This window comes from Agromyces sp. PvR057 (assembly GCF_040547485.1).
Lineage (GTDB): Bacteria > Actinomycetota > Actinomycetes > Actinomycetales > Microbacteriaceae > Agromyces.
On the sequence record NZ_JBEPPT010000002.1, the window covers coordinates 429,014 to 455,830 of the forward strand.

The window sequence follows — 26,817 nt, forward strand, 5'->3', positions numbered from 1 at the left end:
GCACCCGAGCACCCCGTGCCGATCGACGAGGACTGGCGCCGCGTCTCTCCGAAGTACGTGGTCGTCGAGGTCGTCGGGTCCCTCATCGGCATGGTGGTCTTCGTGGCCGCGTTCCTCGTCGCGTACTTCTGGTTCGAGTGGTGGTGGGCGCTGTGGGCGGCCGTCGCGATCGGCGTCGTGTCCCTCGTCGGCATCGCCTTCGAACCGCGTCGCGTGCGCTCGATCGGGTACCGACTGCGCGCCGACGACCTGCTCTTCCGCCGCGGCATCATGTACCAGCGGCAGGTCGCCGTGCCGTACGGGCGCATGCAGCTCGTCGACGTGACGCGGGGGCCGGTCGCACGCGCGCTCGGCCTCGCAGACCTGAAGTTCGTCACGGCCGCCGCAGCGACCGCGGTCACCGTGCCGGGGCTGCCGCTCGACGACGCCGAGCGCCTGCGCGACGAGCTCGTCGCGCTCGCCGAGACCCGACGGGCGGGGCTGTGACCGCTCCGGTCGCTCCGGTCACGGCACTCGCCGACGGCGAGTGGCACCGGTTGCACCCCGCGAGCCCCCTGCTGCGCGGCGGGCTGGTGTTCATCGCCGTGCTCGGCTTCGTGCTCGCGAACATGCGCGAGCGGCTCCTCGACATGTTCATCATCGTGTTCGTGCCGGACACGGGCGACGAGTTCGGCGAACGATACGACGGATGGCAGAACGACTGGGCGAACGATCCGGTCGGCGCGATCGTGACGAACGGCCAGATCGGCTGGGCGCTGCTCGCGGTGGCGGTCGTCGTCGTCGGGGTCATCGTCGGCTTCTGGATGTCGTGGCGCATGCACACGTTCCGCATCACGCGCGAGTCGGTCGAGGTCCGCAGCGGCATCCTGTTCCGCTCCCACCGGTCGGCCAGGCTCGACCGCGTGCAGGGCGTCAACATCAACCGGCCCGTGTTCGCCCGCCTCTTCGGCACGGCCAAGCTCGACGTGTCCGTCGCCGGCGAGTCGGGCAACGTGCAGCTCGCCTACCTCGGCTCGGCCCTCGCCGACGGCCTGCGCGCCGACATCCTGCGCCTCGCGTCGGGTGCGCGCGCCGAGAAGTCCCGTGCGGCGGCACCGGCGGAGCGGGCGATGCCGGATGCCGCGGGCGCGCCGCTCGCCGAGCAGGCACCGGGTGTCGCGGTCGGCCCGACACCGGCATCCGCTCGCGTGACGGCCGTCGTCGGCCGCCGGGTCGACGAGTTCCTCGCGCCCGAGCTGGATCCGAGCCTCGCGGCGCCCGAGTCGGTCGTGCACCTGTCGGTGGCCCGCGTGGTGGGGTCGACGCTGCTGGGCGGCACGACGATCGCGATCGTCGTGTTCGTGGCGATCATCGTCGCCGGCGTCGCGGCGGGGCAGGAGTGGGTGATCATCTCGTTCATCCCCGCGGTGATCGGCCTCGTCGGCTACCTGTGGTCGCGCATCACGAAGTCGCTGCGCTACTCGATCGCGGGCACCCCAGACGGCGTGCGCATCGGCCACGGACTGCTCTCGACGGCGAACCAGACGATCCCGCCCGGCCGCGTGCACGCCGTCGAGGCGACGCAGTGGATCCTGTGGCGGCCGTTCGGCTGGTGGTCGGTGCGCGTGAACCTCGCGGGTCAGTCGGCGAGCGCCTCGAGCGACGCCGTGCAGCGCACGATCGTGCTGCCGGTGGGGCGCGTCGACGACGTGCGGCGCGTCCTGGCGCTGCTGCTGCCCGACGCGCAGTCCGTGCTCGACCCGGTGCTCGGCGCGGGCCTGACCGGGCGGGGCGCCGCGGGCGGGTTCTCGACGACACCCCGCCGGGCGGCGTGGCTGCGACCGTTCTCGTGGCGGCGCATCGGCTGGATCTCGAGCGGCGGCGTCGTGCTCTTCCGGCGCGGGGCGCTCACGCGGTCGCTCGCGGTCATGCCGCTCGCGCGCGTGCAGTCCGTCGCGCTCGCGCGAGGGCCGGTGCGGCGGATGCTCCGGCTCGCGTCCGTTCGCGTGCACACGCTCGCCGGGCCGGTCACGGTCGAGCTCCCGGTCGCCGATGCCGACGAGGCCGCCGGGCTGTACGAGCGTCTTGCCGCCGACGCGGTGGTGTGGGCGGGCGCCGACGAATCCCATCGCTGGGGCGCGGCGCGCGAGCAGCAGGCCGAGGTCGTCTCATGAGCGATCGCGCAGGGCGGCTCGGCGTCGGGACGATCGGCGCCGGACGGGTCGGGGCGGTGCTCGCGTCGGCGCTGGCGGGCGTCGGGCACGCGCTCACCGGCATCTCCGCGGTCTCCGAGTCGAGCCGCGAACGCGCCGCCGCGATGCTGCCGCAGGTGCCCGTGCTGACGGTGCCCGAGATCATCGAGCGCAGCGAGCTCGTGCTGCTCGCCGTTCCCGAGTCCGAGCTCGCACCGCTCGTGGCGGGTCTCGCGGAGGCGGGCGTGTGGCAGCCCGGACAGCTCGTGCTGCACACCAACGCGCGTCTCGGCACCGCGGTGCTCGACCCGGCCAGGCGCGCGGGCGCGATCCCGCTCGCGGTGCATCCGGCGATGACGTTCACCGGCACGAGCATCGACCTCGCCCGACTGCCCGGAACCTGGTTCGCCGTCACCGCACCCGCCCCGGTGCTTCCGATCGGGCAGGCGCTCGTCGTCGAGATGGGCGGTGAGCCGTTCATCGTCGCCGAGGCCGACCGCGCCGCGTACGGCGAGGCGATCGACACGGCCGTCTCGTTCTCGAGCGCGATCGTCGAGCAGGCCAGCGGCATCCTCGCCGGCATCGGACTGCCGAGGCCAGGGGCGGTGCTCGCGCCGCTCGTGCGCAGCGCCGTCGAGAACGCCCTCTCCCGCAACGACCCGGGGCCGCGACCCGATCACGACGGTGCGAGTACGATCGACGGGGCCGCAGACGAGCGGCCGCTTGGAGGTGCCACGTGACCGAGGTGGCGACGAGCACCCGCACGGCGAACACCATCGCCGAGGTGCGGGGCGTGCTCGACGAACGACGCCGCGCCGGGGCATCCGTCGCGCTCGTGCCCACGATGGGCGCCCTGCACGACGGCCATCTCGCGCTCGTGCGCCGGGCCCGCGAACTCGCCGACGTCGTCGTCGTGTCGATCTTCGTGAACCCGCTGCAGTTCGGGCCGACCGAGGACCTCGACCGCTACCCGCGCACCCTCGAGGCCGATCTCGCGGCCCTCGCCGGTCTCGGCGTCGACGTCGTGTTCGCGCCCGACGTGACCGAGATGTACCCGAACGGGTCGGCCGAGGGCACCACGGTGAGCGCCGGTCCCGTCGGCGCCCGATACGAGGGTGCCCACCGCCCCGGGCACTTCGACGGCATGCTCACGGTCGTCGCCAAGCTCTTCTCGATCGCCCAGCCCGACGTCGCCGTGTTCGGCCAGAAGGACGCCCAGCAGGTGTTCCTGGTGACCCGCATGGTCGCCGACCTCGACCTGCGCGTGCGCATCGAGGTCGTGCCGACGGTGCGCGAGTCCGACGGGCTCGCGCTCTCGAGTCGCAACCGGTTCCTCGAGGGGCACGACCGCACCGCGGCGCTCGTGCTCGCGGAATCGCTCGACGCGGCCCGCACCTCGGCAGCCGACGGGGCCTCCGAACTGCTCGCCGAGGGCGTGGCCGCGTTCGGCGACCACGACGGCGTCGACCTCGACTACTTCGTGGTCATCGACCCCGAGACGTTCCTGCCCGTCGACGAGGCGTTCCGCGGCCGTGCGCTCGTGCTCGTCGCCGCGCGCGTCGGCGCGACCCGGCTCATCGACAACGACTTCGTCGACGTCGGCGCCTCCGGGCGGTAGCGCGGAGCGTCCGCCCAGATCCGCTGAGTAGGCTTGACGGGCACGTGCCCTGCGATGAGAGAGAACGATGGCCGAGACCCAGACGGATTCCGCCCTGCCCGCCGATGAGCCCACCGCGGCCGAGATCTCCGAGCAGAAGGCGGTACGCCTCGCGAAGCGCGAGCGCCTGATCGCGGCATCCGACGACCTCGGTGGCGGCGCCTACCCGGTGCGACTGCCGATCACGACGTCGATCCCGCAGGTGCGCGCGCAGTTCACCGACCTCGAGGCCGATGTCGCGACGGGCGAGCAGGTCGGCCTCGCGGGCCGCGTCGTGTTCTCGCGCAACACGGGCAAGCTGTGCTTCGCGACCCTCCAGTCGGGCGACGGCAGCCGCATCCAGGCCATGGTCTCGCTCGCCGAGGTCGGCGAGGAGTCGCTCGCCGCCTGGAAGGAGCTCGTCGACCTGGGCGACCACGTGTTCGTGGCCGGCGAGGTCATCACGAGCCGCCGCGGCGAGCTCTCGATCATGGTGAGCTCGTGGCAGATCGCGGCGAAGGCGATCCTGCCGCTGCCGAACCTGCACAACGACCTCAACGAGGAGACCCGCGTCCGCAGCCGGTACCTCGACCTCATCGCGCGCGAGCAGGCGCGCAAGAACGTGCTCGACCGTGCGAAGACGAACGCGAGCCTTCGCCGCACCTTCGAGGGCCTCGGATTCGTCGAGGTCGAGACCCCGATGCTGCAGGTCATGCACGGCGGTGCATCCGCTCGTCCGTTCGTGACGCACTCGAACGCGTTCGACACCGAGCTGTACCTGCGCATCGCCCCCGAGCTCTACCTCAAGCGCGCCGTGGTCGGCGGCATCGAGCGCGTGTTCGAGATCAACCGCAACTTCCGCAACGAGGGCGCCGACTCGACGCACAGCCCCGAGTTCGCGATGCTCGAGGCCTACGAGGCCTATGGCGACTACACCACGATGGCCGACCTCACGCAGCGCCTGATCCAGGATGCCGCGCTCGCGACGAGCGGCTCGCACGTCGTGACCTGGGCCGACGGCACCGAGTTCGACCTCGGCGGCGAGTGGGACCGCATCTCGATGTACGCCACCCTCTCCGAGGCGGTCCGCGAGCAGATCACGGCCGAGACCCCGATCGAGCGGCTGAAGCAGCTCGCCGACGAGGCCGGCATCGTGATCGAGCACCCGCTGCCCGGCAAGTACGTCGAGGAGCTCTGGGAGCACCACATCAAGGGCGGACTCGTGCGGCCGACCTTCGTCATGGACTTCCCCCTCGACACCTCGCCCCTGGTGCGCGCGCACCGCAGCACGGCGGGCGTGGTCGAGAAGTGGGACCTCTACGTGCGCGGCTTCGAGCTGGCCACGGGCTACTCCGAGCTCGTCGACCCGGTCGTGCAGCGCGAGCGCTTCGTCGAGCAGGCGAAGCTCGCCGCCGGCGGCGACCCGGAGGCCATGCGCCTCGACGAGGAGTTCCTGCGCGCGCTCGAGTTCGGCATGCCCCCCTCGGGCGGCATGGGCATGGGCATCGACCGCCTCCTGATGGCGCTCACGGGGCTCGGCATCCGCGAGACCATCCTCTTCCCGCTCGTCAAGTGACGAGCCTCCTCCACCGATCGAGCGGATGCCGCAGATGAACGACTACCTCCCCAAGAGCGAACTCGAGCCCGACCCCGACCCGAAGCGCCCGTCGAACGCCCGTGTCGCGATCTGGATCATCGTGGGCGCGGTCGGCGCCTACCTGCTCGGCTCGGGCATCTGGGGCATCATCACCGCCGGCTGACGAACACGACGCCGAATCCGGATTCCCAGCGGAACCACGTATCCTGAGGCCCTATGGACGATTTCTGGGCCAATGCGATCTGGTCGCTCGCGCCGACCGTGCTGATCGGACTCATCTTCTGGTTCGTGATGCGCGCGATCCTGCGCGCCGACCGCACCGAGCGTGCGGCGTACGCCCAGATCGAGGCCGAGGAGCGCGCGAAGCTCGGCCTTCCGCGGCGCCCCGATCGCAGCGCCGAGCGTTCCGCCGACTGACTCGATGAACTCCGAGGAGACCGCGACGGTCGCGGCTATCGTGACCTTCACGCTGCTCGCGATCGACCTCGTCATCCGCGTGATCGCGATCATCGTGGTTCCGCGCAACCGCCGCCCGACCGCGGGCATGGCGTGGCTGCTCGCCATCTTCTTCATCCCGTACCTCGGCGTGCTGTTCTTCCTGCTCATCGGAAACCCGAAGCTGCCGAAGAAGCGGCGCGAGAAGCAGGCCGAGGTCGACGAGTTCATCCGCGAGTCGACGCACGGCGTCGAGCGGGTCAGCGACTCGAGCGGCTGGCCTGCGTGGTTCGAGGGCGTCGTGCGGCTGAACCGCAACCTCGGGTCGATGCCGCTCATCGGCTCGAACAGCGCGAGCCTCATCGGCGGATACCAGGACTCGCTCGACGCGATGACGGCCGCGGTGGCCGGCGCCGAGCGGTACGTGCACGTCGAGTTCTACATCCTCGCGCTCGACAAGACGACCGAGCCGTTCTTCGCCGCGCTCGGCGAGGCGGTCGAGCGCGGCGTGCAGGTACGGGTGCTGTTGGACCACATCGCCTCGCTGCGGTCGAAGGGCTATCGGCGCACGTTGCGGCGCCTCGACGCGATCGGCGCGAAATGGCAGCTCATGCTCCCGGTGCAGCCGCTCAAGGGCCGGTACCAGCGGCCCGACCTGCGTAACCACCGCAAGATCCTCGTCGTCGACGGCGAGCTCGCGTTCATGGGTTCGCAGAACCTCATCGACCGCAGCTACAACAAGCGCGGCAACATCCGTCGCGGGCTCAAGTGGAAGGAGCTCGTGACGCGCCTCGAAGGGCCGATCGTCTCGGGGCTCGACGCGATCTTCCGCACCGACTGGTACCTCGAGACGGGCGAGGAGCTCACGCGCGACATCCCCGACGCCTTCGACCAGCCGAGCGAGGCGCAGGACCTCGACTGCCAGGTCGTGCCGAGCGGTCCGGGGTTCCCGAACCAGAACAACCTCAAGCTCTTCCTCGCACTGCTCTACGCGGCACGCGAGAAGCTCATCATCACGAGCCCGTACTTCGTGCCCGACGAGGCGATGCTCTACGCGATCAGCGGGGCCACGCAGCGCGGTATCCACGTCGAGCTCTTCGTCTCCGAGATCGGCGACCAGGCGCTCGTCTACCACGCCCAGCGCTCGTACTACGAGGCGCTGCTCCGCGCCGGCGTGAAGATCTACATGTACAAGGCGCCGTACATCCTGCACGCCAAGCACTTCACGATCGACGACGACGTCGCGGTCATCGGCTCGAGCAACATGGACATCCGCTCGTTCGAGCTGAACATGGAGGTCTCACTCCTCGTGCGCGGCCGCTCGTTCGTCGACGAGATGCGGGCCGTCGAAGACGGATACCGCGCCGACAGCCGCGAGCTCACGCTCGAGGAGTGGATGCGCCAGCCGATCCGGTCGACCGTGCTCGACAACCTCGCGCGACTCACCTCGGCGCTGCAGTAGCGGGGTCTCGATACCCCCGCTGCGCTCGCACTCGACCGGCGGGGCGGATGCCGCGGGTGACGCCCCGACGTCGGGCAACCGTATTCCGCGTGTCATCGTCCCGAAACACGGCCTCCGTAGCGTGCTGAACGCGCGGTCGTCGAAAACGCTCCACCCGTCGACGATCCCATCGGCGTGCCCGCGTGCTACAAGGTGTGCAACAATTCGCATGAGAACGGCGCAGATTCACAGGATTTCTGCGCTTCATGAAGAATGTCGCGCTATTCCTGCGTGAAAGACTCGGTATCACGCACGATCGTTGCCACCCTGACGGCGTGCGGGTTCCACGGTGCGCCTGCGACCCAGCGCCGACCCTCTCGACCTCGCACTCGAACTGGAGCACCATGACGTTCAGACACGTCCTCTCCGGTGTCGGGGTGGCCGCCATCATCGGCGCGACCCTCGTCACCACAACCGCACCGGCCGTCGCCGCGACGCCGTCACCGGATGCCCTTCCGATCTCGTACCCCATCTCCTCGCTCGTGGCGGCGCCGTCGTCGTACCCGAGCCAGACGACCCTCGCGGTCCCCGCCGACAACTCCGACGACGCGTCGATCGCGCGAGGGGCCGTGCCCTACGACGAGATCGCCCCCCGATTGAACGCCCTCATGGAGCAGAGCGATCGCATCTCCGCCCAGGTCGTCGGCCAGTCGGTGCTCGGACGTGACATCCACCTCGTCACGATCACCGCGCCCGAGACGCCGGAGCAGACCGCACAGCAGGCGGCATGGCGCGACGAGATCAAGCACGACGCGGCCGGAGCCGCCGCCGACGCCGAGCTCATGGCGGGCTACAAGGTGCCGATCTGGTTCAACGCGAACATCCACGGCAACGAGTGGGAGGGCACCGACGGCGTCCTGCCGTACATCGAGCACCTCGCGACGGCGCCGGCCGAGGAGGTCGCCGACGTCCTCGACGGCTACCGCCTCTACTTCACCGTCACGAACAACCCCGACGGCCGCGCGCTCGGTCAGCGCGCGAACGGCGACGGCTTCGACGCCAACCGCGACATGATCACGGGCGTGACCCCCGAGGCCCGCATCATTCGCGATCTCTCCGGCGTCATCCAGCCCACGTTCTACGTCGACCTGCACGGGTACACGAACGTGCTCCAGATCGAACCGTGCGGTCCTCCCCACGGCGAGAACTACGAGTACGACCTGTTCCTGCCGCACGCCTACGAGGCCGCACTCGCGATCGAGGATGCCGTCGTCGAGGCGAACATCCCCGGCAACACGTACCTGGCCGAGAACGGCGGTGCGACCACCACGAACACCGGCAAGGTGAAGATCCCCTACCGCGACATCCGCTCGGGCTGGGACGACTGGCCCCCGATCTTCACGCCCCAGTTCATCGCCTACCAGGGCGCGATCACGAACACCGTCGAGCTCCCGCTCGGCCGCACGAACAACGCCGCGCAGAACCAGGCGAACACCCTGGTCAACGTCGAGGTCGCCGAGCTCGTGATCGAGACCTCGGTCGACTACGTCGTCGACAACGCCGAGGCGCTGCTCGAGAACCAGATCGAGATCTTCCGACGCGGTGACGCGGGCGAGGAACTGCGCACGATCGAGGTCGGCGCCGACCCCGCGACGGTCCCCGGCCCCGACCAGTGGGCCGAGATCTGGGACGAGACCGACGTCTACCGCGCCGAGTTCCCCCGCGGGTACGTGGTCCCCATGGGCGACGTCCAGCGCTCGACCACCGATGCGGCGCGACTCGTCGACCAGCTCATCGCGAACGGCGTCGAGGTGTCGCGTGCCACCGCCGCGTTCACGATCGACGGTGTCGAGTACCCGGCGGGCAGCTACGTCGTCGACATGCACCAGCCGTTGCGCGGCATGGCGAACGTGCTGCTCGACGAGGGAACCGACATCTCCGAGCGCGTGCCCGACATGTACGACATCTCGGCATGGAGCCTCGCACTGCTCTGGGGTGCCGACGTGATCGACTTCGGCACCACGACGGATGCCGACCTGCCGATGCCGGTCGAGGCCGTCGAGGAGTCGGCACCCACCGGTGCGGTCCCCGCCGAGGGCGACTTCCTCGAGCTCGCGACGCCCGGTGCCGCCGAGTACCAGGCGATCAACGCACTGCTCGACGCCGGGGTGCCGGTCTCGCAGTTCGAGGACGGCAGCGTCATCGTCGCCGGTTCGTCTCGGGATGCCGCACAGGTGGTCGCCGATGCCTACGGCGTGGTGTTCACGGCGTCCGACGGCCTCCGTCTGCGTCAGGAGCCGAGCGTCGGCCTGGACGACCTCACCGTCGCCTACTCGGGCACGCAGGACGACCGCGTCACGCTGCAGCGGCTGGGGTTCACCGACATCGTGCCGGTCACGGCGGCGACCATCACGTCCGGCGCCGTCGACCTGTCAACGACCGATGTGCTCTGGGTCGGCGGCAACCTCGCCTTCACGGGCGCGAACGCCGCCGGGGCCGCGAAGGTCCAGGAGTTCGTCGCAGCGGGCAAGGGCGTGGCCGGCAAGGGCACCGCGATCGCCGCGTTCGCGAACACCTTCGGGCTCACCAGCGTCACCGCGACGAGCGGCACGAGCGGCTCGAACGGCATCGTGCACGTGACCGACACCGAGTCCGGGCTGCTCTCGACGTACGCGCAGGACACGGCCTTCGTCTACCCGGCCGTCTGGTACGGCGGGCTCGGCGAGAACGCCGAGGTCGAGCAGACCTACGCCGCCACCGACACGTTCGTCTCCGGTCACTGGGCCGCCAGCGACGGTCGTTCGACGACGGATGCCGCGGGTCAGGCCTCGATCGTGACCGCGACGGCCGACAGCGGCTCGCGTCTGGCCATGCTCGGGACCTCGGTGAACTTCCGCACCCACCCCGTCGGGTCCTACCCGTCGATCGCCCGCAGCCTGTACTGGGTCGCGGATGCCGGAGAGGCGGTCGTCGGGCCCGTCATCGAGGAGGACCTCACCGACGAGACGCGCGGCGGGGTGTCGCTGCCCGATTCCGTCGAGGCCGGCACGACGGCGCGCGTCACGCTCGAGGGCGACCACGAGGGTGCTGCGTTCCGGACCGTGCTGTTCTCGACTCCGGTCCAGCTCGGGACGAAGACCGTCGAGGGCGGCGGCTTCGAGGTGACCATCCCGGCGGACACCGAGCCGGGTACGCACCGCCTTGCGCTCGTCACCGAGTCGGGTGCGCTCTTCGGCTGGGATGACTTCACGGTGACCGCGGTCGTCGAGCCCGAGGTGCCCGGCGGCACGGAGACGCCGGTGGACCCCGGCTCGGGCGCTCCGGGTGACGGCTCGGGCGGCGATTCCGGGACGGCGAGTGCCGGCTCCGTCGGCGACCTGGCCGACACCGGCATGTCGATCGCCCTGCCGATCGGCATCGGCGCAGGCGCGCTCCTGCTCGGCGCGGCAGTCCTGCTGATCGCGCGCCGTCGTCGAGGTGGTTCCGTCCCCGAGTAGCGGGTCGGGATCGACGGGCGCCGCGGGCGCGATGCGCGAGCATCGTCGCCCGCGGCGTTCGGCGTTCGTTCGAGCCGGCAGCGCGCGGCCGTCACGAGACGCTACGCGCGCGGCTTCAGCCGCACGGTCGGCAGCTCGGGCGCCGGCAGCGCGTCGCCGTCGTAGCCGTCGACGCGGCCGAAACGGCCGTCGGCGTCGCCGCGCGCGATGACGTCGGCCTGCCACTCGCGCCGGAACTCGGCGATCTCGTCGTGGGTGCGCCCGATGAAGTTCCACCACATGACGAGCTCCTCGCCGAACGGCACGCCGCCGATGAGGATCACGCGCGCGGGTTCGTGCTCGCCCGCGCGGAGGCGCACGCCCTCGTGGCCGAGCGCCACGTACCCGAGCTCGTTGGCCGCGAGGTGCGTGGTGTGGCCGGCGACCGCGAGGGGATCGACGTCGGCGGGCGCGGCGTCCGGCTCGCTCTCGAGCGCCGCGATCGTCGCGGTCACGGGACCCCGGTCGACGAGCAGGCCGTGCTCGAACGCGGGGTCGAGCTCGATCCAGGCCTCGCCGCCGGCCGGCAGCTCGATCTGCGCGCCGACGAGCGGCGTGAAGACCGTGACGGATGCCTCGGCGTCGATGCCGGGGAGCGACCCGGCGAACACGCGCACGACGGCGTCGTCGACCTCGACGGGCGTGGTCTCGGAATGCTCGAAGAAGGGCGCGACGTCGCGCGCGGCATCCGGAAGCGCGACCCAGAGCTGCACGCCGTGCAGGCGCGTCGTCTCGGCCGTCGAGACCTCGGAGTGGGCGATGCCGCGCCCAGCGGTCATCAGGTTCACGGCGCCGGGGCGCACGAGCTCGGCGCTGCCGGTGCTGTCACGGTGCTCGATCTCGCCCTCGAAGAGCCAGCTCACGGTCTGCAGGCCGGTGTGCGGGTGCGGGGGCACGACCATGCCGCCGGAGGATGCGACCTCGTCGGGACCGTAGTGGTCGGCGAAGCACCAGGCCCCGATGGTCGTGCGGCCGCGCTGGGGCAGCGTGCGGCGGACGTTCATCGCCCGTGGCCCGCCGAGCGGGACGTCGCGTGGCTGGAGCACCGTGATCTGCGCGGGGCCCGGCGCCTCAGGCGGGCACACGAGCTCGACGGGATCACGCTCGAGATTGCTCATGCCCGCATGCTAGACCCGATACCATTACGGCATGCACTCCTCCCTCACCCTTCGTCGTGCAGGCCTTGCGGCCGTGGCCGTGGCATCCGTGTTCCTGCTCTCCGCGTGCAACCCCAGCCCTCGTGCGATCGAGAGCTTCTCCGGCATGCCCGTGAGCGACCATGCAGGCGAAGAGGGCACCGGCGACGACGAGGTCGTCGCCGACGAGGAGTCGGCCACCGAGGGACTGTCGGCCGAGTGGGTCGGACAGGGCGGCCAGCTCGCCGTCACGATCTCGGGCAGCTCGACCTGCCCGCCCGTCGGCACGCGCATCAACGTCGTCGAGCCCGCCGGTGAGGGCAACACCGTCTCGGTCGACGTCGCCGAGATCCCGGCCGACCAGGTCTGCACGATGGACTTCGTGCCGCACACCACCGTCTTCTGGACCCCGGTGTTCGTGACCACGACCGAGCCCCTCGTGGTCGAGGTCGGCGACCAGTCGGTCACGGTCCCGGTCAAGTAGTCCGACGCGGGCGGCGCACCAGCAGGTCGCCGATCTCGCAGTCGAGTGCCTCGCAGATCGCCTGGAGCGTCGAGAAGCGGATGGCTCGCGCCCGGTCGTTCTTCAGCACGCTGAGGTTGACGACCGAGACGCCCACGAGCTCGCTGAGCCTCGCGAGCGTCAGCCCCCGCGCCTCGAGCAGCTCGTCGAGCCGGCAGTGCACATCGGACGCCTCGTCGGGTTCGGCGGGCGTCATCAGACGAGCCCCTCGGTGTCGCGGCGCATCCGGTCGCCGATCGAGAACACCACGGCGGCGAGGGCGGCGATGAACCCGAGCAGCATCAGCGGCGCCAGGTCGACGGACATGACGACGTTGTCGAACGTGTGCTCGCTGATGCGGGCGAAGGCGCCGTTGGCGGCCATGTTCGCGAAGAACGGCACGGCGGCGTAGCCGAGGAGCCCCGTGAAGCCAGCGATCGTCACGAGCGTCGTGTTGCGACGGCTGAAGACGCGGCCCCGCATGACCGACCAGCTGAGCATCACGAGGCAGGCGACGACCACGACGACCGTGGCGGCCGCGACGACCTGCTCGATGACGAGCGAGGCGAGCGAGAGCGCCGGCAGCGTCTCGGCGGTGATGGTCGCCCGGTCGAGCGCCACGGGCACGGACGCGCCGTCGGGGCCGATCGGAGCCTCGGCGACGGTTCCGGCGAACTCGGCGGGAACCTGCACGTCGTGGTTCGGCAGCACCTCGATGATGCGCAGCACGGATCCGGCGACGGCCCACAGGGCGATGATCGCCCCCGCGACGAGGAACATCCACATGCCCGCGAGGTCGCTGCGGCTGGGTCGGTACTGCTCGGTCCTGGCGGTCATCGCGTGCTCCATATCGATTATCGATAACAACGAATATCGATACGGTAGGCAGGGTCCGGTGCAGCTGTCAACCCGCGGCCGCGATTCCCACGGCATCGGCCACACGGCATCCGCCCGCTCGAGCTCGGCGACATCGGAGGTCGCGGCGATGCGCCCACGGCGAACACCGGCCCACGCGGCATCCGGAGTGTTTACGCTCGATGTATCGGCGCCCCCTGCCCTGAGGGGTCGAGAGGAGTAGAGCATGTTCGAGAGATTCACCGACCGAGCCCGTCGTGTCGTCGTCCTGGCCCAAGAAGAGGCCAAGATGCTCAACCACAACTACATCGGCACCGAGCACATCCTGCTCGGGCTCATCCACGAGGGTGAAGGCGTCGCCGCCAAGGCGCTCGAATCGCTCGGCATCTCGCTCGACGCGGTGCGCGAGCAGGTGCAGGACATCATTGGCCAGGGCCAGCAGCAGCCGACGGGGCACATCCCGTTCACGCCGCGCGCCAAGAAGGTGCTCGAGCTCTCGCTCCGCGAGGCGCTGCAGCTCGGCCACAACTACATCGGCACCGAGCACATCCTCCTCGGCCTGATCCGCGAGGGCGAGGGCGTCGCAGCCCAGGTGCTCGTCAAGCTCGGCGCCGACCTCAACCGCGTGCGCCAGCAGGTCATCCAGCTGCTCTCGGGTTACCAGGGCAAGGAGCAGGTGCAGGTCGGGGCGAACGACCAGCAGCAGCCCCAGGGCGGCTCGCAGATCCTCGACCAGTTCGGCCGCAACCTCACGCAGGCCGCTCGCGAGTCCAAGCTCGACCCCGTGATCGGCCGCGAGAAGGAGATCGAGCGGGTCATGCAGATCCTCTCGCGCCGCTCCAAGAACAACCCCGTGCTGATCGGCGAGCCCGGCGTCGGCAAGACCGCCGTCGTCGAGGGACTCGCGCAGGCCATCGTCAAGAACGAGGTCCCCGAGACGCTGAAGGACAAGCAGCTCTACTCGCTCGACCTCGGTTCGCTCATCGCCGGCAGCCGCTACCGCGGCGACTTCGAGGAGCGCCTGAAGAAGGTCACGAAGGAGATCCGCACGCGCGGCGACATCATCGTCTTCATCGACGAGATCCACACGCTCGTGGGTGCCGGTGCCGCCGAGGGCGCGATCGACGCCGCCTCGATCCTGAAGCCGCTCCTCGCGCGCGGCGAGCTGCAGACCATCGGCGCCACCACGCTCGACGAGTACCGCAAGCACTTCGAGAAGGATGCCGCGCTCGAGCGTCGCTTCCAGCCGATCCAGGTGCAGGAGCCGTCGCTGCCCCACGCGATCAACATCCTCAAGGGGCTGCGCGACCGCTACGAGGCGCACCACAAGGTGTCCATCACCGACGGCGCCATCGTGGCTGCGGCGAACCTCGCCGACCGCTACATCAGCGACCGCTTCCTGCCGGACAAGGCGATCGACCTGATCGACGAGGCCGGCGCCCGCCTGCGCCTGTCGATCCTCTCGTCGCCGCCCGAGCTGCGCGAGTTCGACGAGAAGATCGCCGTCGTGCGCGCCGCCAAGGAGACCGCGATCGAGGAGCAGGACTTCGAGAAGGCCGCCTCGCTCCGCGACGAGGAGAAGAACCTCCTCGGTGAGCGTCTGCGCCTCGAGAAGCAGTGGAAGGCCGGCGACGTCAAGACCACCGCGGTCGTCGACGAGGGCCTGATCGCCGAGGTGCTCGCGCAGGCCACCGGCATCCCCGTCTTCAAGCTCACCGAAGAGGAGTCCTCGCGCCTCGTCTTCATGGAGAAGGCGCTGCACGAGCGCGTCATCGGCCAGGAGGAGGCGATCTCCGCCCTGTCGAAGACGATCCGTCGCACCCGCGCCGGCCTGAAGGACCCGCATCGCCCCTCCGGCTCGTTCATCTTCGCCGGCCCCACGGGCGTCGGCAAGACCGAGCTCGCGAAGGCGCTCGCGGAGTTCCTCTTCGACGACGAGGCCGCCATGATCTCGCTCGACATGTCGGAGTACGGCGAGAAGCACACCGTGTCCCGCCTGTTCGGCGCCCCTCCCGGGTTCGTCGGCTTCGAAGAGGGCGGCCAGCTCACCGAGAAGGTGCGTCGCAAGCCGTTCTCGGTCGTGCTCTTCGACGAGATCGAGAAGGCCCACCCCGACATCTTCAACTCGCTCCTGCAGATCCTCGAAGAGGGTCGCCTGACCGACGGCCAGGGTCGCGTGGTCGACTTCAAGAACACCGTCATCATCATGACGACGAACCTCGGCACGAAGGACATCTCGAGCGGCCCCGTGGGCTTCGCGCTCGAGGGCGACACGCGCACGGGCTACGACCTCATGCGCGGCAAGGTGAAGGAGGAGCTGAAGAAGCACTTCAAGCCCGAGTTCCTGAACCGCGTCGACGAGATCATCGTGTTCCCGCAGCTCTCCAAGCCCGAACTGCTGCAGATCGTCGACCTGTTCGTCAAGCGCCTCAGCGACCGCATGCTCGACCGCGACATGACGGTCGAGCTGACGACGCCCGCCAAGGAGCGGCTCATCGAGCTCGGCTACGACCCGGCACTGGGCGCCCGCCCGCTGCGCCGCGCCGTCCAGCGCGAGGTCGAAGACGCACTGTCGGAGCGCATCCTGCACGGCGAGCTCAACGCGGGCGACCACGTGCACGTCGACTTCCTCGACGGCAAGTTCGTCTTCACGACGACGCAGCGCGCGCTGCCGGTCGGCATCGGCGTCAACACCGGAGCCGCCATCGGCACCGGGCCGGCGACGCCCGACCTCGCGGTCACGTCGGAGTAGTCGCACCGGCCGCGATGCGGCATCCGCTCCGCGCAGGGGTCGGACCTTCGGGTCCGGCCCCTGCGTCGTCTCCGGGATCATGCACGACAACGTTTTCCGGCTGTTCGGCAGCGAGGTTCGATTCACCCAGCCTCGTGACGCCTCGCCGTCGTATCATCCCCTCATGGAGAAGAAGCAGGTGTCCGAGGAGCACGCCGTCGCCGAGGTGGTCGATCGTCTCGCCGAGAAGTATCCATCGGTCGAGCGGGCCGAGATCGAGCGCATCGTCGCCGATGAGTACGGCCAGCTCGACGGCCGGCCGGTGCGCGACTTCGTGCCCGTGCTCATCGAGAAGAGCGCCAAGAAGCGGGTGAAGCGACTCGTCGTCGCCTGACGCGATCGACGAGGGACCCGGCCGCCTGCGCCATCCGTCCGTGGTGCCGACCGCCGTGCCGCCTCGGATGCCGGTGGCCTGCGGCGGGCCCGGCCCTGTCAGCGGAATACGATGAACGGATGACCCAGTTCAGGGTGCGCCCGGCGCGCACCAGCGACGTGCCGCACATCATCGCGCTCGTCGAGCCGCTCGTGGCCCGACGCATCCTGCTCGGCAAGGAGCGCGTCGACCTGTACGGCGCGATCCAGGAGTTCCGCGTGGCCGAACTCACCGAGACCGGCCAGGTCGTCGGGGCGGGCGCGCTGCACGCCATGTGGGAGGACCTCGGCGAGGTGCGCACCCTCGTGGTCGCCGACGCCTGGCTCGGACACGGAGTGGGCCACGCGATCGTCGACCGGCTCGTCGCCGATGCTCGCGAACTCGGGCTCAGCCGGCTGTTCTGCCTCACGTTCGAGGTCGACTTCTTCGCCCGCCACGGCTTCGTCGACATGGGAGCCGAGACCGTCGCACCCGAGGTCTACGCCGAGCTCGTGCGCTCCCACGACGACGGCGTCGCCGAGTTCCTCGACCTCGCGCGGGTGAAGCAGAACACCCTCGGCAACACGCGCATGCTGAAGACCCTCTGAACGGCGCGTGATCGGGCATTTCGGCACGCCGGGCGCGCGCCACCGGCATCCGTCGCCCGGTCGTACCCTGTGAGCATGTCGACGAACCAGACACCGGCACGACGGCAATCGCCGCAGGTGTACCGTCGGCGACGGCTGGTGGTGCTGCTCGGGCTCATCGCCGTGGTCGTCGCCGTCGTGCTCATCATCGTGCGCCCGGGCGGGGCCCAGGGCGAACCCGACACGTCGGGCGCACCCGAGAGTTCGACGCCGACGCCGCCGGCCACGACGATCCCGACCGAAGCCGTCGCGGCCGACGGAGACCCCTGCTCGCCCGAGCAGATCACCGTCGAACCGGTCACCGACAAGACGGTGTACGAGGCGGGGGAGCAGCCGCAGTTCACGGTCTCCATCACGAACACCGGTCGCAACGTCTGCGTGCTGAACGCCGGAACCGCCGCGCAGGTGTTCACCGTGACCAGCGGCGAGGAGCAGTACTGGATCTCGACCGACTGCCAGACCGACCCGGTCGACGCCGAGGTCTCGCTGACGCCCGGCACGCCGGTGAGCTCGGCGGCCCCGATCCTGTGGGACCGCACGCGCTCGACGCCAGACACGTGCGAGGGCGGGCGCGAGACGGTGCCGGCGGGCGGCGCGTCGTACCACCTCTCGGTCTCGGTCGACGGGTTCGAGAACGACGACCTGACGAAGCAGTTCCAGCTGTACTGACCTGAGCCGTCAGGCGATCCGACCGCCCGTCGCGGGCTGCTCGATGCCGGGGCTCTGCCGTTGGGCGAGGAGCGGGCACTCGAAGGGATCCCGCTCGCCGAGGCCGACCCGGTTGATGTACCGGAACACGATGGCGTACGACTGCCAGAGCGTGGTCTGCGTGTACGGCACCTCGCGCTCGCGCAGGTACTGCGCGATCATCGGCGCGGCGCGCCGCAGGTGCGGTCGGGGCATCGATGGGAAGAGGTGGTGTTCGATCTGGTAGTTGAGCCCGCCCATCGCGAAGTCGAGCACTCGATTGCCGCGGATGTTCCGGCTCATGAGCGCCTGACGACGGAGGAAGTCGAGCTTCATGCCGGCCGGCACGATCGGCATCCCCTTGTGGTTCGGCGCGAACGACACTCCCATGTAGAACCCGAACAGTCCGAGCTGGACGGTCAGGAAGACGGCGGCGACACCGGGGGAGAGCACGAGGAACACGAGCGCGAGGTACCCGACGATGCGGATCGCGAGGAAGGCGATCTCGACCGGCCGCCGCGCGACGTGCTCCCGCTGCAGCACCCGGTGCACGCTCGACGCGTGCAACGAGAGGCCCTCGAGCAGCAGGATCGGGTAGAAGAACGCGCCCTGGTGCGCGATGGTCCACCGCAGGACGGCCGGCCGGTGTCGCTGCGCCTGCGTGGGCGTGAACGCGATCACGGGCAGGTCGATGTCGGGGTCCGAGCCGATCCGGTTCGGGTTCGCATGGTGCCGGGTGTGCTTGTGCTGCCACCATCCGTAGCTCATGCCCACGAAGAGATCCCCGAGGATGAGGCTGATCCAGTCGTTCCACCGGCCGGAGCGGAAGATCTGCCGGTGCGCGGCGTCATGTCCGAGGAAGGCGACCTGCGTGAAGAGGAACGCGAAGGCGGCCGCCGTGAACAGCTGCCACCACGTGTCGCCGATCCAGATGAACACGGCGACGGCACCGCCGATCAGCAGCGGCACCGCGGAGAGCTTCGTCCAGTAGTAGCCGTAGCGTCGGCGCATCAGCCCCGCCGACCTCACGAGCTTCGCGAGATCGGTGAAATCGCTGTTCGCACCCGGATCCCGCCCTGCGGGCCGTCTGCCATGGGTCGTGATCACGCGTCCTGCGTCGAGGGACACGACGCACCTCCTCTGATGCCCGTCTCCGGGCACTCGTGGAGACCAGGACCTACACCGATCGTCGGACGCGTTGTCTCAGGATGCCGACGACGAGCGTGCCGATGAAGAGGACGATCCCGATCACTGCGAGCCAGAGGAGGCCTTCGAAGACGAATCCGACGATCGCCAGCACCGCCCATGCGACGAGGAGAATGACGATCACGGTCCACATGGTCTCAGGCTACGCCGTGAGTGAGCTATCCTCATGAACTGGCAGCAAGCTCACATGCGGCGCATGGGTGGTGGTGTGCTCCCTCCGACGGAGGCGGGCATGCCCTTCGGAGGCGGCCACGCGGCATCCGCTCGGCATCGCTGGGTACGCTGGGGGGATGGCGCAGCGCAAGAGGTCGGGCAAGTCGGGCACGGGCGCGGGACCGGTGGAGTTCCGCTCGGAAGCGCTCGCGACGGCGCTCGAGAAGCAGGACATCGCGGCCGTCGCGCTCGCGCTGCGGCACGGCAACACCGTGGTGCCGCTCATCAAGCCCGGGCCGCGCGACGCGCCGCTCGACGGCGGCGAGGTGTGGACCTACCGCGACCCGAACACGGGCGACCTCGCGCTGCTGCTCTTCAGCGACGCGGCGAACAAGCCCGAGAACCTGCCGCCGGCCGTTGGCCTGCAGAGCCCGGCATGGCTGCGCACGTTCCTGAAGCGCCACGGGTCGACCATCACGACCGTCTTCCTCGACATCGCCGGGCCGCACCCGATGCAGGCGCCGCCCGCCGAACTGCTGAAGGCGCTCGAGGCGTGACCGCGCGGCGCTGATCGGCGCCTGCGGAGGTGAACGCCTCGAGCGGAGGACGTTCGCGGCCGAAGGCCCTCGGGAGACAGCGATCTCCTCCCCCGGCGTTGCTCGTCGTCGCAGGGGCGGCGGGTGCGCGAGGGTCAGAACGCGGCGTCGAGCTCGCGTTCGCGCTCGGTGGTCGCGGCGGCCAGCGCCCGGCCGACGGCGGCCTGCACGCTGCCGGCCTCGACGTCGAGGATCGTCGTGTAGCCGAGTCGGCGCGCCTCGCTGCCGCGCTGCTTGGCCGAGCTCACGGGGCGCACCTCGCCGGCGAGGCTGATCTCGCCGAAGGCGGCGAGGTCGTGCGGCACGGCGCGGTCTCGCATGGCCGACGCGATGGCGATGGCGATGGCGAGGTCGGCCCCGGGCTCGATGAGGCGCACGCCGCCGACGGTGGAGACGTAGACGTCGTGCTCGCCGATCTGGCGGAGGCCGGCCCGGCGCTCGAGCACGGCGAGGATCATCGCGACCCGGGAGGGGTCGACCCCGTTGACCACGCGACGCGGCTGCGGGGCCTTGGTCGCCACGACGAGCGCCTGCACCTCGACCGGCAGCGCGCGGCGCCCCTCGAGCGCGACGGTGACGCAGGTGCCGCTGACGGCCGCGCCACGGCTGAGGAACAGCCCGCTCGGGTCGGGCACCTCGCTGATGCCGTCGCCGGTCATCTCGAAGCAGCCGACCTCGTCGGTCGGGCCGAACCGGTTCTTGAGTGCCCGCACGAAGCGCAGCGCCGTCTGCCGGTCGCCCTCGAACTGGCAGACGACGTCGACGAGATGCTCGAGCAGGCGCGGACCCGCGATCGTGCCGTCTTTCGTGACGTGCCCGACGAGCAGCACGGGCAGCTCTCGCTCCTTCGCGAGGCGAATGAGCGTGGAGGCCACCTCGCGCACCTGGCCGGGCTGGCCGGCGATGCCGTCGTTCAGCGAGCTCGTGACGGTCTGCACGGAGTCGACGATGAGCAGCTCGGGCTGCACCGCGTCGACCTGGCCGATGACGGTCGCGAGGTCGGTCTCGGCGGCGAGGAAGAGCTCGGGCTGCATCGCGCCCGTTCGGCCGGCCCGAAGGCGCACCTGGGCGACCGACTCTTCGGCGCTGACGTAGAGCACGCGTCGACCGGATGCCGCGACGCGTGCCGCGACATCCAGCAGCAGCGTGGACTTGCCGACGCCGGGCTCGCCGCTCAGCAGGATCGCCGCGCCGGGCACGATGCCGCCGCCGAGCACGCGGTCGAACTCGCCGACCCCGCTCGGCCAGTGGCCGCGCTCTTCTGTGATGACCTCGGTGATCGAGCGCGCGACCTGCGAGGCGCCGATCGCGACGGGCTTCAGCGTGCGCGTGATGCCCGTCTGCCCGCCCGCCTCGACGACGGTGCCCCACTGCTGGCACTCGGCGCAGCGGCCGACCCACTTGACGGTGCTCCACCCGCATTCGGTGCAACGGAACGCGGAGACGGGTTTGGCCATGGTGCGAGGGTACGTGGGGCCGCCGACATCGGGCGGCACGCCACCGCGCGACGCGAATCTCCGAGGGCCGTCGGGGTCGGGGGAGACACCGCGATCGAGGTCGATCGGCTCGCCCGACCGCTCGTTTTGGTCGATTCGAGAGTGTCGTCTAGCATTGACCTCGGTACCGTGTCCGAGCGGCCGAAGGTGCAACTCTCGAAAAGTTGTGTGCGTGAAAGCGCACCGTGGGTTCAAATCCCACCGGTACCGCCACAGAACGCCCCGCCTCCTCTCCGGGAGGCGGGGCGTTCGCCGTTGCAGCGCGACCCGGCTACTCCGCGGCGTCGAGGATGACGTCGGCGACCTCGCCCGGGTGGCTCATCATGACCACGTGCGAGCTGCGGATCTCGGTCGTCGTCGACCCGGCCCGCGCGGCCATCGCGCGCTCGGCCTCCGGCGGGATGGTGTTGTCCTGCGAAGCGACGACGTACCAGCTCGGGATCGTCTTCCAAGCGGGCTCGCCCGACGGCGTGAACAGGGCCTGCAGGGCAGCCGGCCGTTGCGATGCCGCCATCACGGCCGTGTCCTTCTTCGGCAGGTCGGCGGCGAAGAGCTCGCGGAAGAACGCGGGATCGATGTACCCGTCGGCGTCGCCCTCCGGCGCACCGGGGTACGGGCGGATCACGAGGTGGTCGCCGAGCGCGGAGTGACCGCCGCCGAGCTCGTTCGCGTCGATGAGGCGCTCGCCCGCATCCAAGGCGTACGCGGCCACGTAGACGAGCGAGACGACGTTCGGGTTGCCCGTCGCGGCGTTCGTGATGACCGCGCCGCCGTACGAGTGGCCGACGAGCACGATGGGCCCTTGGATGGTCGCGAGGATGGACTTCACGTACTCGGCGTCCGCGGCGAGCCCGCGCAGCGGGTTCGAGGCGGCGAGCACGGTGTAGCCGCGCTTCTGCAGGCGCTCGGTCACCTGGTTCCAGCCGGATGAATCGGCGAAGGCGCCGTGCACGAGCACGACGGTCGGCTTCGTGGCCGGCGCGGGGCGGTGCGCGCCCTCGACGGCCGAAGCCGGGAGCGCGACCGATACGGCGGTCAGGGCGGCGGCGCCGGCGAGCGCGAGCGCGATGCGCAGCGGGCGCCTGCGACCGCCGGCGGGTGTGGTGGGCATGGTGGTCTCCTCGCATCGGTGGGCGACGGCGATGGACGCCCGCGAACGGGCTCCGCCGTCACGCACATGCTCCCGCCGCCCGGCCCGGTCGCGAACCACGTACGTCGCGTAGTCGTGGCTGGGACCGCTCAGTCGATCTGCGCCGCCTCCAGGCGACCGGATGCCACGGCATCCGTGAAGGCGGCGTAGTCGCGATCGTTCTGGTCGGCGTACGCGACCGCGAACGAGGCGAGGGCGCGGTCGAAGCGGTCGGAGTCGCCGAGGTACGCGGCGATCGCGACGCGGTCGCCCGAACGGGCGTGCGCGCGCGCCAGGGTCTCGCCGCACACCGCGGCGTAGATCTCGGCGCCCTTGGGGATCATCTCCTCGACCGTGAAGTCGCCCTTCCAGTCGTGCAGCTGGCGCAGGTAGTAGTCGCGCACGACCCCGTCGTCGCCGTCGGCGCGCTGCCAGCCCAGGAACATGTCGCTCGCGGCCTGCATGAGCCGCTGCCCGCGGACGACGCGCTCGCCGTGGTGCGCGTACTCGCTCGGCGGCAGGAAGCGCTCGAGCACCGACGCCTCGGCCTGCTTGGCCTGGAGCAGCAGCGGGTCGTCGTCGTCGCGCCCGCGGAGCAGGAGCACCCACGCCCGAGTGCCGACGCTGCCGACCCCGACCACCTTGCGGGCCATGTGCACGTAGTCGTACTCGTCGATCGGATGCCGGTCGCCGACGAGCGTGGTCCGGTAGCCGCGCAGCAGCGCTCGGACGGTCTCCTCGCTCTCGGCCTCGGTGCGGTCGGCCGGGCGCACATCCTCGAGGGGCACGATGAGCGGGGGGAGGGCCTCGATGCGCATGCGGCCGTCGACCTTGGTGACGAGTTTTCTCGCCCCGCGCAGGCTGTCGTGCGTGCGGGCCTTCGCGAGCAGGCGGTCCATGCGCTTGGACACGTCCTTCTCGAGCTGTCGCGGCAGCTGCTGCGCCTTCACCCGCGCCGACAGGTCGTCGGCGTCGATGCGGCCGTACCACGTCTCGAGCACCCTCGACTCGGCGGCCACCGCCATCCGCTCGCGATAGCCCTGCACGACGGACCGGTTGATCCGGTCGCGTTCGCCGTCGCTGAACCCACGGTGCCGCCCGGCGATCTCGAAGCTCGCGACGAGGCGCTTGACGTCCCACTCCCACGGGCCGGGCAGGGTCTCGTCGAAGTCGTTGATGTCGAAGATCAGCCGGCGTTCCGGGGTGCCGAACACGCCGAAGTTCGAGAGGTGCGCGTCGCCGCAGAGCTGCGCGATCAACCCGGTGTTCGGCATGGTCGCGAGATCGGAGGCCATGAGCAGGGCGGCCCCGCGGTAGAAGCTCAGCGCCGAGGCCATCATGCGCGCGTGGCGGATCGGGACGAGCTCCGGCACGCGGGTCTCGGCCTGCAGCTCGAGCAGCGAGACCGGGTCGGTGCGATCTGCTGGCGGATCCCAGGTCGCATGCGCCGATCTCGGCAGGCGCTCCCTGGCTGCGCGGCCGTAGGCGGCGCGTGCCGCGAAATCGTTCTGCGACGGCTCGGCCGATGCGTCCTTGCCCATGGCTGCTCCCCCCGGGAGGTCCGGGCTGGCGCTCGGAACTGAGGCTCATGCTACTCAGCCCCGGATGCGCACGACAGGATGATCGCAGGGGAATTCCGTGTCGGCATGGGATCCGCGTCGGCTCAGCGGTACGCTCCGATCGTGGGCACGCGGTCGGGCCGTGTGCACGAGCTCAATGGAGGCTGCCATGGCGCAATCGACATCCCTCTCACGCATCATCCGCCGCCCGATCGGCGACCCGGAGGCGCGCGAGTCCACGGCGCTGCTCGTCGGCACGGCCGCGTTCGTGATCGGCACGGTGCCGGCGATCCTGCTCTTCTGGGGGCGCGACCTCCCGATCTCCGGACGCGGCTCCCTCGGCGACGCCGCAGCGGTCGGTGCGGCGATCGCCGCCCTCCTCGCCTTCGTCCTCGGCTGCCTGCTGCGCAGGGCGCAACGGCTCGGTCCAGACCGGACGCAGCAGTCCGAGCCGACCTGGCGCCGACTGCACTGGTACGACGTCGCGGCCCTGTGCCTCGCCCACGCCGTCATCGCGCTGCTCGGCTGGGTGGGCCTCGCCGCGGTGTTCGGCGCGGGGTTCCAGGGGGCGCTGGTCTACTCGGTCACGGCGGCGATCCTCGTCGGCGTGGTCATGGCGATCACCGCGTACGCCGCGTTCCTCTCAGCCGTGAACCTGACGCCGATGCTGCTCTCGATCGTGCTGGCCATGTTCCTCGTCGTCGGAACGCTCGCGAGCACGCTGAGCGCCAGCGACCCGCTCTGGTGGCAGAAGAACCTGAGCACGCTCGGCATCAGCGACGACATCTCCTCGTTGACGTTCAACCTCACGCTCATCATCGCCGGGGTGATGGTGACGACCATCTCGCACTACGCGACCGCGTGGCTGCCGGTCGCCACGCCGGCCGAGGCCAGGGGGCGAGCCCTGGTGCGGCTCGCGCTGATCGTCATCGGCATCCTGCTCGCGTGCGTCGGCCTCTTCCCGGTCGACGAGCACCTCGAGGTGCACAACCTGTCGGCGACCGGCATGGCGATCGTCTACGTCGTGCTCGTCATCGCCCTGCGCTCGCTCGTGCCGTCGATGCCGAGGGTGTTCATCATGCTCGGCTACCTGTTCGTCGGGGTGATCGTGGTGCTCGCGGCGTTCTTCATCTCGGGCTACTACAACCTGACCGCGGTCGAACTGGTCGCGTTCGCCCTGATCTTCGCGTGGCTCATCGTGTTCCTCCGCACGGCCGGGGCGATCGCGCCGGTCGCGGTGGCGGAGGAGCCGACGGCGGTCGCGCACTCCTGAGCCGCACGAGAGCGTCGGCTCCGGTGCGGCCGATCGGGCGGCCCTACTTCGGGTCGATGCGCAGCGTGGTCGCCTTCACGGCCGGGCTCATGAGCGACCGGGTCGCCGAGCCGTGCCCGTACTTCGCGAAGTACGCGTCGTCGAGCTCGCGCTCGTGCGCGTCGTCACGGGTGTAGGTCACGTCGCGGGTCTGCCCGTTCCAGCTGACGGTGCCCTCGGAGTTGCGGGTCACCCCGCGGTACCATCCGCCCTCCGGTCCGCGCACCGACCGCGCGTAGAGCGCGCCGTCGACGACGGCGTGCCAGATGATGACGGGCGTGCGCAGGGATCCGTCGTCGCGGCGGCCGGCGACGCGGATCTCGCCGGCGCGGTCGAGGGCGGCGAGGTCATCGGGGGTCCAGGTGCTCATGAGGGTCCTTTCGAGGCATCCGCTCTTCATGATGCGCCCCTCGAGTCGCCGGAGACAGGCCCTGGCAGTACCGGTCTCGACGGAGACTCCCGCGCGCTCGGCCGCGAGCGTTGGATGGATCGCATGAAAGCCACCCTCATGTACGGCGCGGGCGATGTTCGCGTCGAGACCGTTCCCGACCCCGTCATCCGCCACGACACCGATGCGATCGTGCGCGCCGTGCGCGCCTGCGTGTGCGGCAGCGACCTGCACCCGTACCACTCGATGCCCGGCAGCGAGCACGGCACGGCGATGGGCCACGAGCTCATCGCCATCGTGGAGCAGGTCGGCTCGGCCGTCACGACCGTGCGGCGCGGCGACTTCGTGATCGTGCCCTTCGCCTTCCAGGACGACACGTGCGTGTTCTGCCGCGAGGGGTTCCAGACCTCGTGCGTGCACGGCGGCTGGTACGGCGGGGAGAACGGCGGACTGCAGGCCGAGCTCGCCCGCATCCCCCAGGCCGACGGCAGCCTCGTCGTCGTGCCGGGCGTCGACCCCGCGACCGCGGACGAGCGCCTGCTCGCGTCGCTCCTCGCGCTGTCGGACGTCTACCTCACGGGCCACCACGCCGCCCACATGGGCCGGGTGGAACCGGGCAAGACGGTCACGGTGATCGGCGACGGCGCGGTCGGCCTCTCGGCCGTGCTCGCGTCGCGACAGCTGGGCGCCGAGCGCGTCATCCTCATGGGCCGCCACACCGCCCGTACCGACCTCGGCGTCGAGTGGGGCGCGACCGACGTCGTCGCCGAGCGCGGCGAGGAGGGCGTCGCGCGGGTCATGGAGCTCACGGGCGGCGAGGGCAGCCACGTCGTGCTCGAGGCCGTCGGCCACATGCCCGCCTACGAGCAGGCGTACGGCATCGTGCGGCCGGGCGGCGTGATCTCCCGGGTCGGCGTGCCGCAGTACGAGGCCGCGCCCATCGGGTTCGGCTCGCTGTTCGGGAAGAACGCGACCCTCACGGGCGGGCCCGCCCCCGTGCGCGCCTACCTCGAGCCCGCGATCGGGCAGGTGCTGCGCGGCGAGATCGACCCCGGCCGCGTGTTCGACCGCACCGTCGCCATCGACGACGTGCCGGCCGCCTATGCGGCGATGGACGCCCGCGAGGCGCTGAAGGTCATGGTCGCGTTCTGACCCGCACCGGGTCATGATCGAACACAGAACGAAGGAGCAG

26 protein-coding genes and 1 tRNA gene are annotated in these 26,817 nt (G+C 70.5%); 18 read left to right on the plus strand and 9 right to left on the minus strand.

Annotated elements, in window-relative coordinates; genetic code table 11:
* Positions 1-15: 15 nt before the first annotated feature.
* The 9 genes from ABIC29_RS11180 to ABIC29_RS11220 all read left to right on the plus strand — a co-directional run bounded on the left by ABIC29_RS11180 (position 16) and on the right by ABIC29_RS11220 (position 10,777).
* Positions 16-486 (plus strand): PH domain-containing protein, encoded by a 471-nt coding sequence (locus tag ABIC29_RS11180; RefSeq protein WP_502915487.1) that lies wholly within the window; start codon positions 16-18, stop codon positions 484-486.
* Positions 483-2,153 (plus strand): PH domain-containing protein, encoded by a 1,671-nt coding sequence (locus ABIC29_RS11185; RefSeq protein ID WP_354245378.1) that lies wholly within the window; start codon positions 483-485, stop codon positions 2,151-2,153. The genes ABIC29_RS11180 and ABIC29_RS11185 overlap by 4 nt, the downstream gene beginning before the upstream one ends.
* Positions 2,150-2,911, plus strand: coding sequence for a Rossmann-like and DUF2520 domain-containing protein (locus ABIC29_RS11190; protein WP_116083901.1), 762 nt, complete (start codon positions 2,150-2,152; stop codon positions 2,909-2,911). Before ABIC29_RS11185 ends, ABIC29_RS11190 begins: the two co-directional genes overlap by 4 nt.
* A 5-nt stretch (positions 2,912-2,916) precedes the next feature.
* Entirely contained in the window at positions 2,917-3,789 is an 873-nt protein-coding gene (gene panC, locus ABIC29_RS11195) for a pantoate--beta-alanine ligase (protein ID WP_116084819.1), read from the plus strand.
* Positions 3,790-3,856: 67 nt separating this feature from the next.
* On the plus strand, positions 3,857-5,383 hold the full coding sequence (gene lysS, locus ABIC29_RS11200) for a lysine--tRNA ligase (protein ID WP_354245381.1): 1,527 nt from the start codon (positions 3,857-3,859) through the stop codon (positions 5,381-5,383).
* A 34-nt stretch (positions 5,384-5,417) separates the two neighbouring features.
* Positions 5,418-5,567, plus strand: a complete 150-nt coding sequence (locus tag ABIC29_RS11205; RefSeq protein WP_157421737.1) for a hypothetical protein — start codon at positions 5,418-5,420, stop codon at positions 5,565-5,567.
* A gap of 53 nt (positions 5,568-5,620) precedes the next feature.
* Complete coding sequence (locus ABIC29_RS11210; RefSeq protein WP_116083896.1) at positions 5,621-5,821, plus strand: hypothetical protein; 201 nt, start codon at positions 5,621-5,623, stop codon at positions 5,819-5,821.
* Between the two features lie 4 nt (positions 5,822-5,825).
* Positions 5,826-7,301: a cardiolipin synthase gene (cls, locus tag ABIC29_RS11215; protein ID WP_116083893.1), complete on the plus strand. Its 1,476-nt coding sequence runs from the start codon at positions 5,826-5,828 to the stop codon at positions 7,299-7,301.
* A gap of 383 nt (positions 7,302-7,684) precedes the next feature.
* Positions 7,685-10,777: a M14 family zinc carboxypeptidase gene (locus ABIC29_RS11220; protein WP_354245385.1), complete on the plus strand. Its 3,093-nt coding sequence runs from the start codon at positions 7,685-7,687 to the stop codon at positions 10,775-10,777.
* Between the two features lie 101 nt (positions 10,778-10,878).
* Here ABIC29_RS11220 and ABIC29_RS11225 read toward each other — a convergent pair whose 3' ends face one another.
* Positions 10,879-11,934: a pirin family protein gene (locus tag ABIC29_RS11225; RefSeq protein ID WP_116083888.1), complete on the minus strand. Its 1,056-nt coding sequence runs from the start codon at positions 11,932-11,934 to the stop codon at positions 10,879-10,881.
* Between the two features lie 31 nt (positions 11,935-11,965).
* Between ABIC29_RS11225 and ABIC29_RS11230 the strand changes: the two genes are divergently transcribed.
* Complete coding sequence (locus ABIC29_RS11230) at positions 11,966-12,436, plus strand: hypothetical protein (protein WP_116083885.1); 471 nt, start codon at positions 11,966-11,968, stop codon at positions 12,434-12,436.
* Here ABIC29_RS11230 and ABIC29_RS11235 read toward each other — a convergent pair.
* On the minus strand, positions 12,429-12,671 hold the full coding sequence (locus ABIC29_RS11235; RefSeq protein WP_116083883.1) for a helix-turn-helix domain-containing protein: 243 nt from the start codon (positions 12,669-12,671) through the stop codon (positions 12,429-12,431). The genes ABIC29_RS11230 and ABIC29_RS11235 overlap by 8 nt on opposite strands.
* On the minus strand, positions 12,671-13,291 hold the full coding sequence (locus ABIC29_RS11240; RefSeq protein WP_147309191.1) for a hypothetical protein: 621 nt from the start codon (positions 13,289-13,291) through the stop codon (positions 12,671-12,673). The genes ABIC29_RS11235 and ABIC29_RS11240 overlap by 1 nt, the downstream gene beginning before the upstream one ends.
* Before the next feature lie 244 nt (positions 13,292-13,535).
* Between ABIC29_RS11240 and ABIC29_RS11245 the strand changes: the two genes are divergently transcribed.
* From ABIC29_RS11245 to ABIC29_RS11260, 4 genes are all read left to right on the plus strand, one after another.
* Entirely contained in the window at positions 13,536-16,061 is a 2,526-nt protein-coding gene (locus ABIC29_RS11245) for an ATP-dependent Clp protease ATP-binding subunit (protein WP_116083877.1), read from the plus strand.
* A gap of 163 nt (positions 16,062-16,224) precedes the next feature.
* Positions 16,225-16,434 carry a three-helix bundle dimerization domain-containing protein gene (locus ABIC29_RS11250; RefSeq protein WP_116083875.1) on the plus strand — a complete coding sequence of 70 codons (210 nt, stop codon included), beginning with the start codon at positions 16,225-16,227 and terminating at the stop codon, positions 16,432-16,434.
* Between the two features lie 119 nt (positions 16,435-16,553).
* The gene (locus ABIC29_RS11255) at positions 16,554-17,060 is read left to right on the plus strand and encodes an amino-acid N-acetyltransferase (protein ID WP_116083873.1); all 507 of its coding nucleotides are present in this window, start codon (positions 16,554-16,556) and stop codon (positions 17,058-17,060) included.
* A 75-nt stretch (positions 17,061-17,135) separates the two neighbouring features.
* Positions 17,136-17,768 carry a hypothetical protein gene (locus ABIC29_RS11260; RefSeq protein WP_116083870.1) on the plus strand — a complete coding sequence of 211 codons (633 nt, stop codon included), beginning with the start codon at positions 17,136-17,138 and terminating at the stop codon, positions 17,766-17,768.
* A gap of 9 nt (positions 17,769-17,777) precedes the next feature.
* On the opposite strand, the gene ABIC29_RS11265 is transcribed toward ABIC29_RS11260, so the two are convergent.
* Both ABIC29_RS11265 and ABIC29_RS11270 read right to left on the minus strand, forming a co-directional pair.
* Complete coding sequence (locus ABIC29_RS11265) at positions 17,778-18,914, minus strand: fatty acid desaturase family protein (RefSeq protein WP_502915478.1); 1,137 nt, start codon at positions 18,912-18,914, stop codon at positions 17,778-17,780.
* 49 nt (positions 18,915-18,963) lie between these two features.
* Positions 18,964-19,125, minus strand: coding sequence for a hypothetical protein (locus tag ABIC29_RS11270; protein WP_199471651.1), 162 nt, complete (start codon positions 19,123-19,125; stop codon positions 18,964-18,966).
* Positions 19,126-19,282: 157 nt separating this feature from the next.
* Here ABIC29_RS11270 and ABIC29_RS11275 point away from each other — a divergent pair, with 157 nt between their 5' ends.
* On the plus strand, positions 19,283-19,702 hold the full coding sequence (locus ABIC29_RS11275) for a dehydrogenase (protein ID WP_354245392.1): 420 nt from the start codon (positions 19,283-19,285) through the stop codon (positions 19,700-19,702).
* Between the two features lie 134 nt (positions 19,703-19,836).
* On the opposite strand, the gene radA is transcribed toward ABIC29_RS11275, so the two are convergent.
* Positions 19,837-21,198, minus strand: a complete 1,362-nt coding sequence (gene radA, locus ABIC29_RS11280; protein WP_354245394.1) for a DNA repair protein RadA — start codon at positions 21,196-21,198, stop codon at positions 19,837-19,839.
* Positions 21,199-21,360: 162 nt separating this feature from the next.
* On the opposite strand from radA, the gene ABIC29_RS11285 reads away from it, so the two are divergent.
* Positions 21,361-21,450, plus strand: a tRNA-Ser gene (locus tag ABIC29_RS11285).
* 58 nt (positions 21,451-21,508) lie between these two features.
* Here ABIC29_RS11285 and ABIC29_RS11290 read toward each other — a convergent pair.
* Positions 21,509-22,348: an alpha/beta fold hydrolase gene (locus tag ABIC29_RS11290; RefSeq protein WP_116083860.1), complete on the minus strand. Its 840-nt coding sequence runs from the start codon at positions 22,346-22,348 to the stop codon at positions 21,509-21,511.
* A gap of 128 nt (positions 22,349-22,476) precedes the next feature.
* Entirely contained in the window at positions 22,477-23,907 is a 1,431-nt protein-coding gene (locus tag ABIC29_RS11295) for a DUF2252 domain-containing protein (RefSeq protein ID WP_116083858.1), read from the minus strand.
* A 187-nt stretch (positions 23,908-24,094) separates the two neighbouring features.
* Between ABIC29_RS11295 and ABIC29_RS11300 the strand changes: the two genes are divergently transcribed.
* The gene (locus ABIC29_RS11300; RefSeq protein WP_354245398.1) at positions 24,095-25,198 is read left to right on the plus strand and encodes a DUF998 domain-containing protein; all 1,104 of its coding nucleotides are present in this window, start codon (positions 24,095-24,097) and stop codon (positions 25,196-25,198) included.
* 43 nt (positions 25,199-25,241) lie between these two features.
* On the opposite strand, the gene ABIC29_RS11305 is transcribed toward ABIC29_RS11300, so the two are convergent.
* Positions 25,242-25,607 carry a DUF2255 family protein gene (locus tag ABIC29_RS11305; RefSeq protein WP_158551834.1) on the minus strand — a complete coding sequence of 122 codons (366 nt, stop codon included), beginning with the start codon at positions 25,605-25,607 and terminating at the stop codon, positions 25,242-25,244.
* 123 nt (positions 25,608-25,730) lie between these two features.
* Between ABIC29_RS11305 and ABIC29_RS11310 the strand changes: the two genes are divergently transcribed.
* A complete protein-coding gene (locus tag ABIC29_RS11310; RefSeq protein WP_199471649.1) occupies positions 25,731-26,777 on the plus strand; it encodes a zinc-binding dehydrogenase in 1,047 nt (348 codons plus the stop codon).
* The last annotated feature ends 40 nt before the right edge of the window (positions 26,778-26,817 follow it).

Coding starts and splice junctions, on each gene's coding strand:
- ABIC29_RS11190 (WP_116083901.1), top strand. CDS start 2,150: ATGAGCGATCGCGCAGGGCGGCTCGGCGTCGGGACGATCGGCGCCGGA.
- lysS (WP_354245381.1), top strand. CDS start 3,857: ATGGCCGAGACCCAGACGGATTCCGCCCTGCCCGCCGATGAGCCCACC.
- ABIC29_RS11205 (WP_157421737.1), top strand. CDS start 5,418: ATGAACGACTACCTCCCCAAGAGCGAACTCGAGCCCGACCCCGACCCG.
- ABIC29_RS11210 (WP_116083896.1), top strand. CDS start 5,621: ATGGACGATTTCTGGGCCAATGCGATCTGGTCGCTCGCGCCGACCGTG.
- cls (WP_116083893.1), top strand. CDS start 5,826: ATGAACTCCGAGGAGACCGCGACGGTCGCGGCTATCGTGACCTTCACG.
- ABIC29_RS11220 (WP_354245385.1), top strand. CDS start 7,685: ATGACGTTCAGACACGTCCTCTCCGGTGTCGGGGTGGCCGCCATCATC.
- ABIC29_RS11225 (WP_116083888.1), bottom strand. CDS start 11,934: ATGAGCAATCTCGAGCGTGATCCCGTCGAGCTCGTGTGCCCGCCTGAG.
- ABIC29_RS11230 (WP_116083885.1), top strand. CDS start 11,966: ATGCACTCCTCCCTCACCCTTCGTCGTGCAGGCCTTGCGGCCGTGGCC.
- ABIC29_RS11235 (WP_116083883.1), bottom strand. CDS start 12,671: ATGACGCCCGCCGAACCCGACGAGGCGTCCGATGTGCACTGCCGGCTC.
- ABIC29_RS11240 (WP_147309191.1), bottom strand. CDS start 13,291: ATGACCGCCAGGACCGAGCAGTACCGACCCAGCCGCAGCGACCTCGCG.
- ABIC29_RS11245 (WP_116083877.1), top strand. CDS start 13,536: ATGTTCGAGAGATTCACCGACCGAGCCCGTCGTGTCGTCGTCCTGGCC.
- ABIC29_RS11250 (WP_116083875.1), top strand. CDS start 16,225: ATGGAGAAGAAGCAGGTGTCCGAGGAGCACGCCGTCGCCGAGGTGGTC.
- ABIC29_RS11255 (WP_116083873.1), top strand. CDS start 16,554: ATGACCCAGTTCAGGGTGCGCCCGGCGCGCACCAGCGACGTGCCGCAC.
- ABIC29_RS11260 (WP_116083870.1), top strand. CDS start 17,136: ATGTCGACGAACCAGACACCGGCACGACGGCAATCGCCGCAGGTGTAC.
- ABIC29_RS11270 (WP_199471651.1), bottom strand. CDS start 19,125: ATGTGGACCGTGATCGTCATTCTCCTCGTCGCATGGGCGGTGCTGGCG.
- ABIC29_RS11275 (WP_354245392.1), top strand. CDS start 19,283: ATGGCGCAGCGCAAGAGGTCGGGCAAGTCGGGCACGGGCGCGGGACCG.
- radA (WP_354245394.1), bottom strand. CDS start 21,198: ATGGCCAAACCCGTCTCCGCGTTCCGTTGCACCGAATGCGGGTGGAGC.
- ABIC29_RS11290 (WP_116083860.1), bottom strand. CDS start 22,348: ATGCCCACCACACCCGCCGGCGGTCGCAGGCGCCCGCTGCGCATCGCG.
- ABIC29_RS11295 (WP_116083858.1), bottom strand. CDS start 23,907: ATGGGCAAGGACGCATCGGCCGAGCCGTCGCAGAACGATTTCGCGGCA.
- ABIC29_RS11300 (WP_354245398.1), top strand. CDS start 24,095: ATGGCGCAATCGACATCCCTCTCACGCATCATCCGCCGCCCGATCGGC.
- ABIC29_RS11305 (WP_158551834.1), bottom strand. CDS start 25,607: ATGAGCACCTGGACCCCCGATGACCTCGCCGCCCTCGACCGCGCCGGC.
- ABIC29_RS11310 (WP_199471649.1), top strand. CDS start 25,731: ATGAAAGCCACCCTCATGTACGGCGCGGGCGATGTTCGCGTCGAGACC.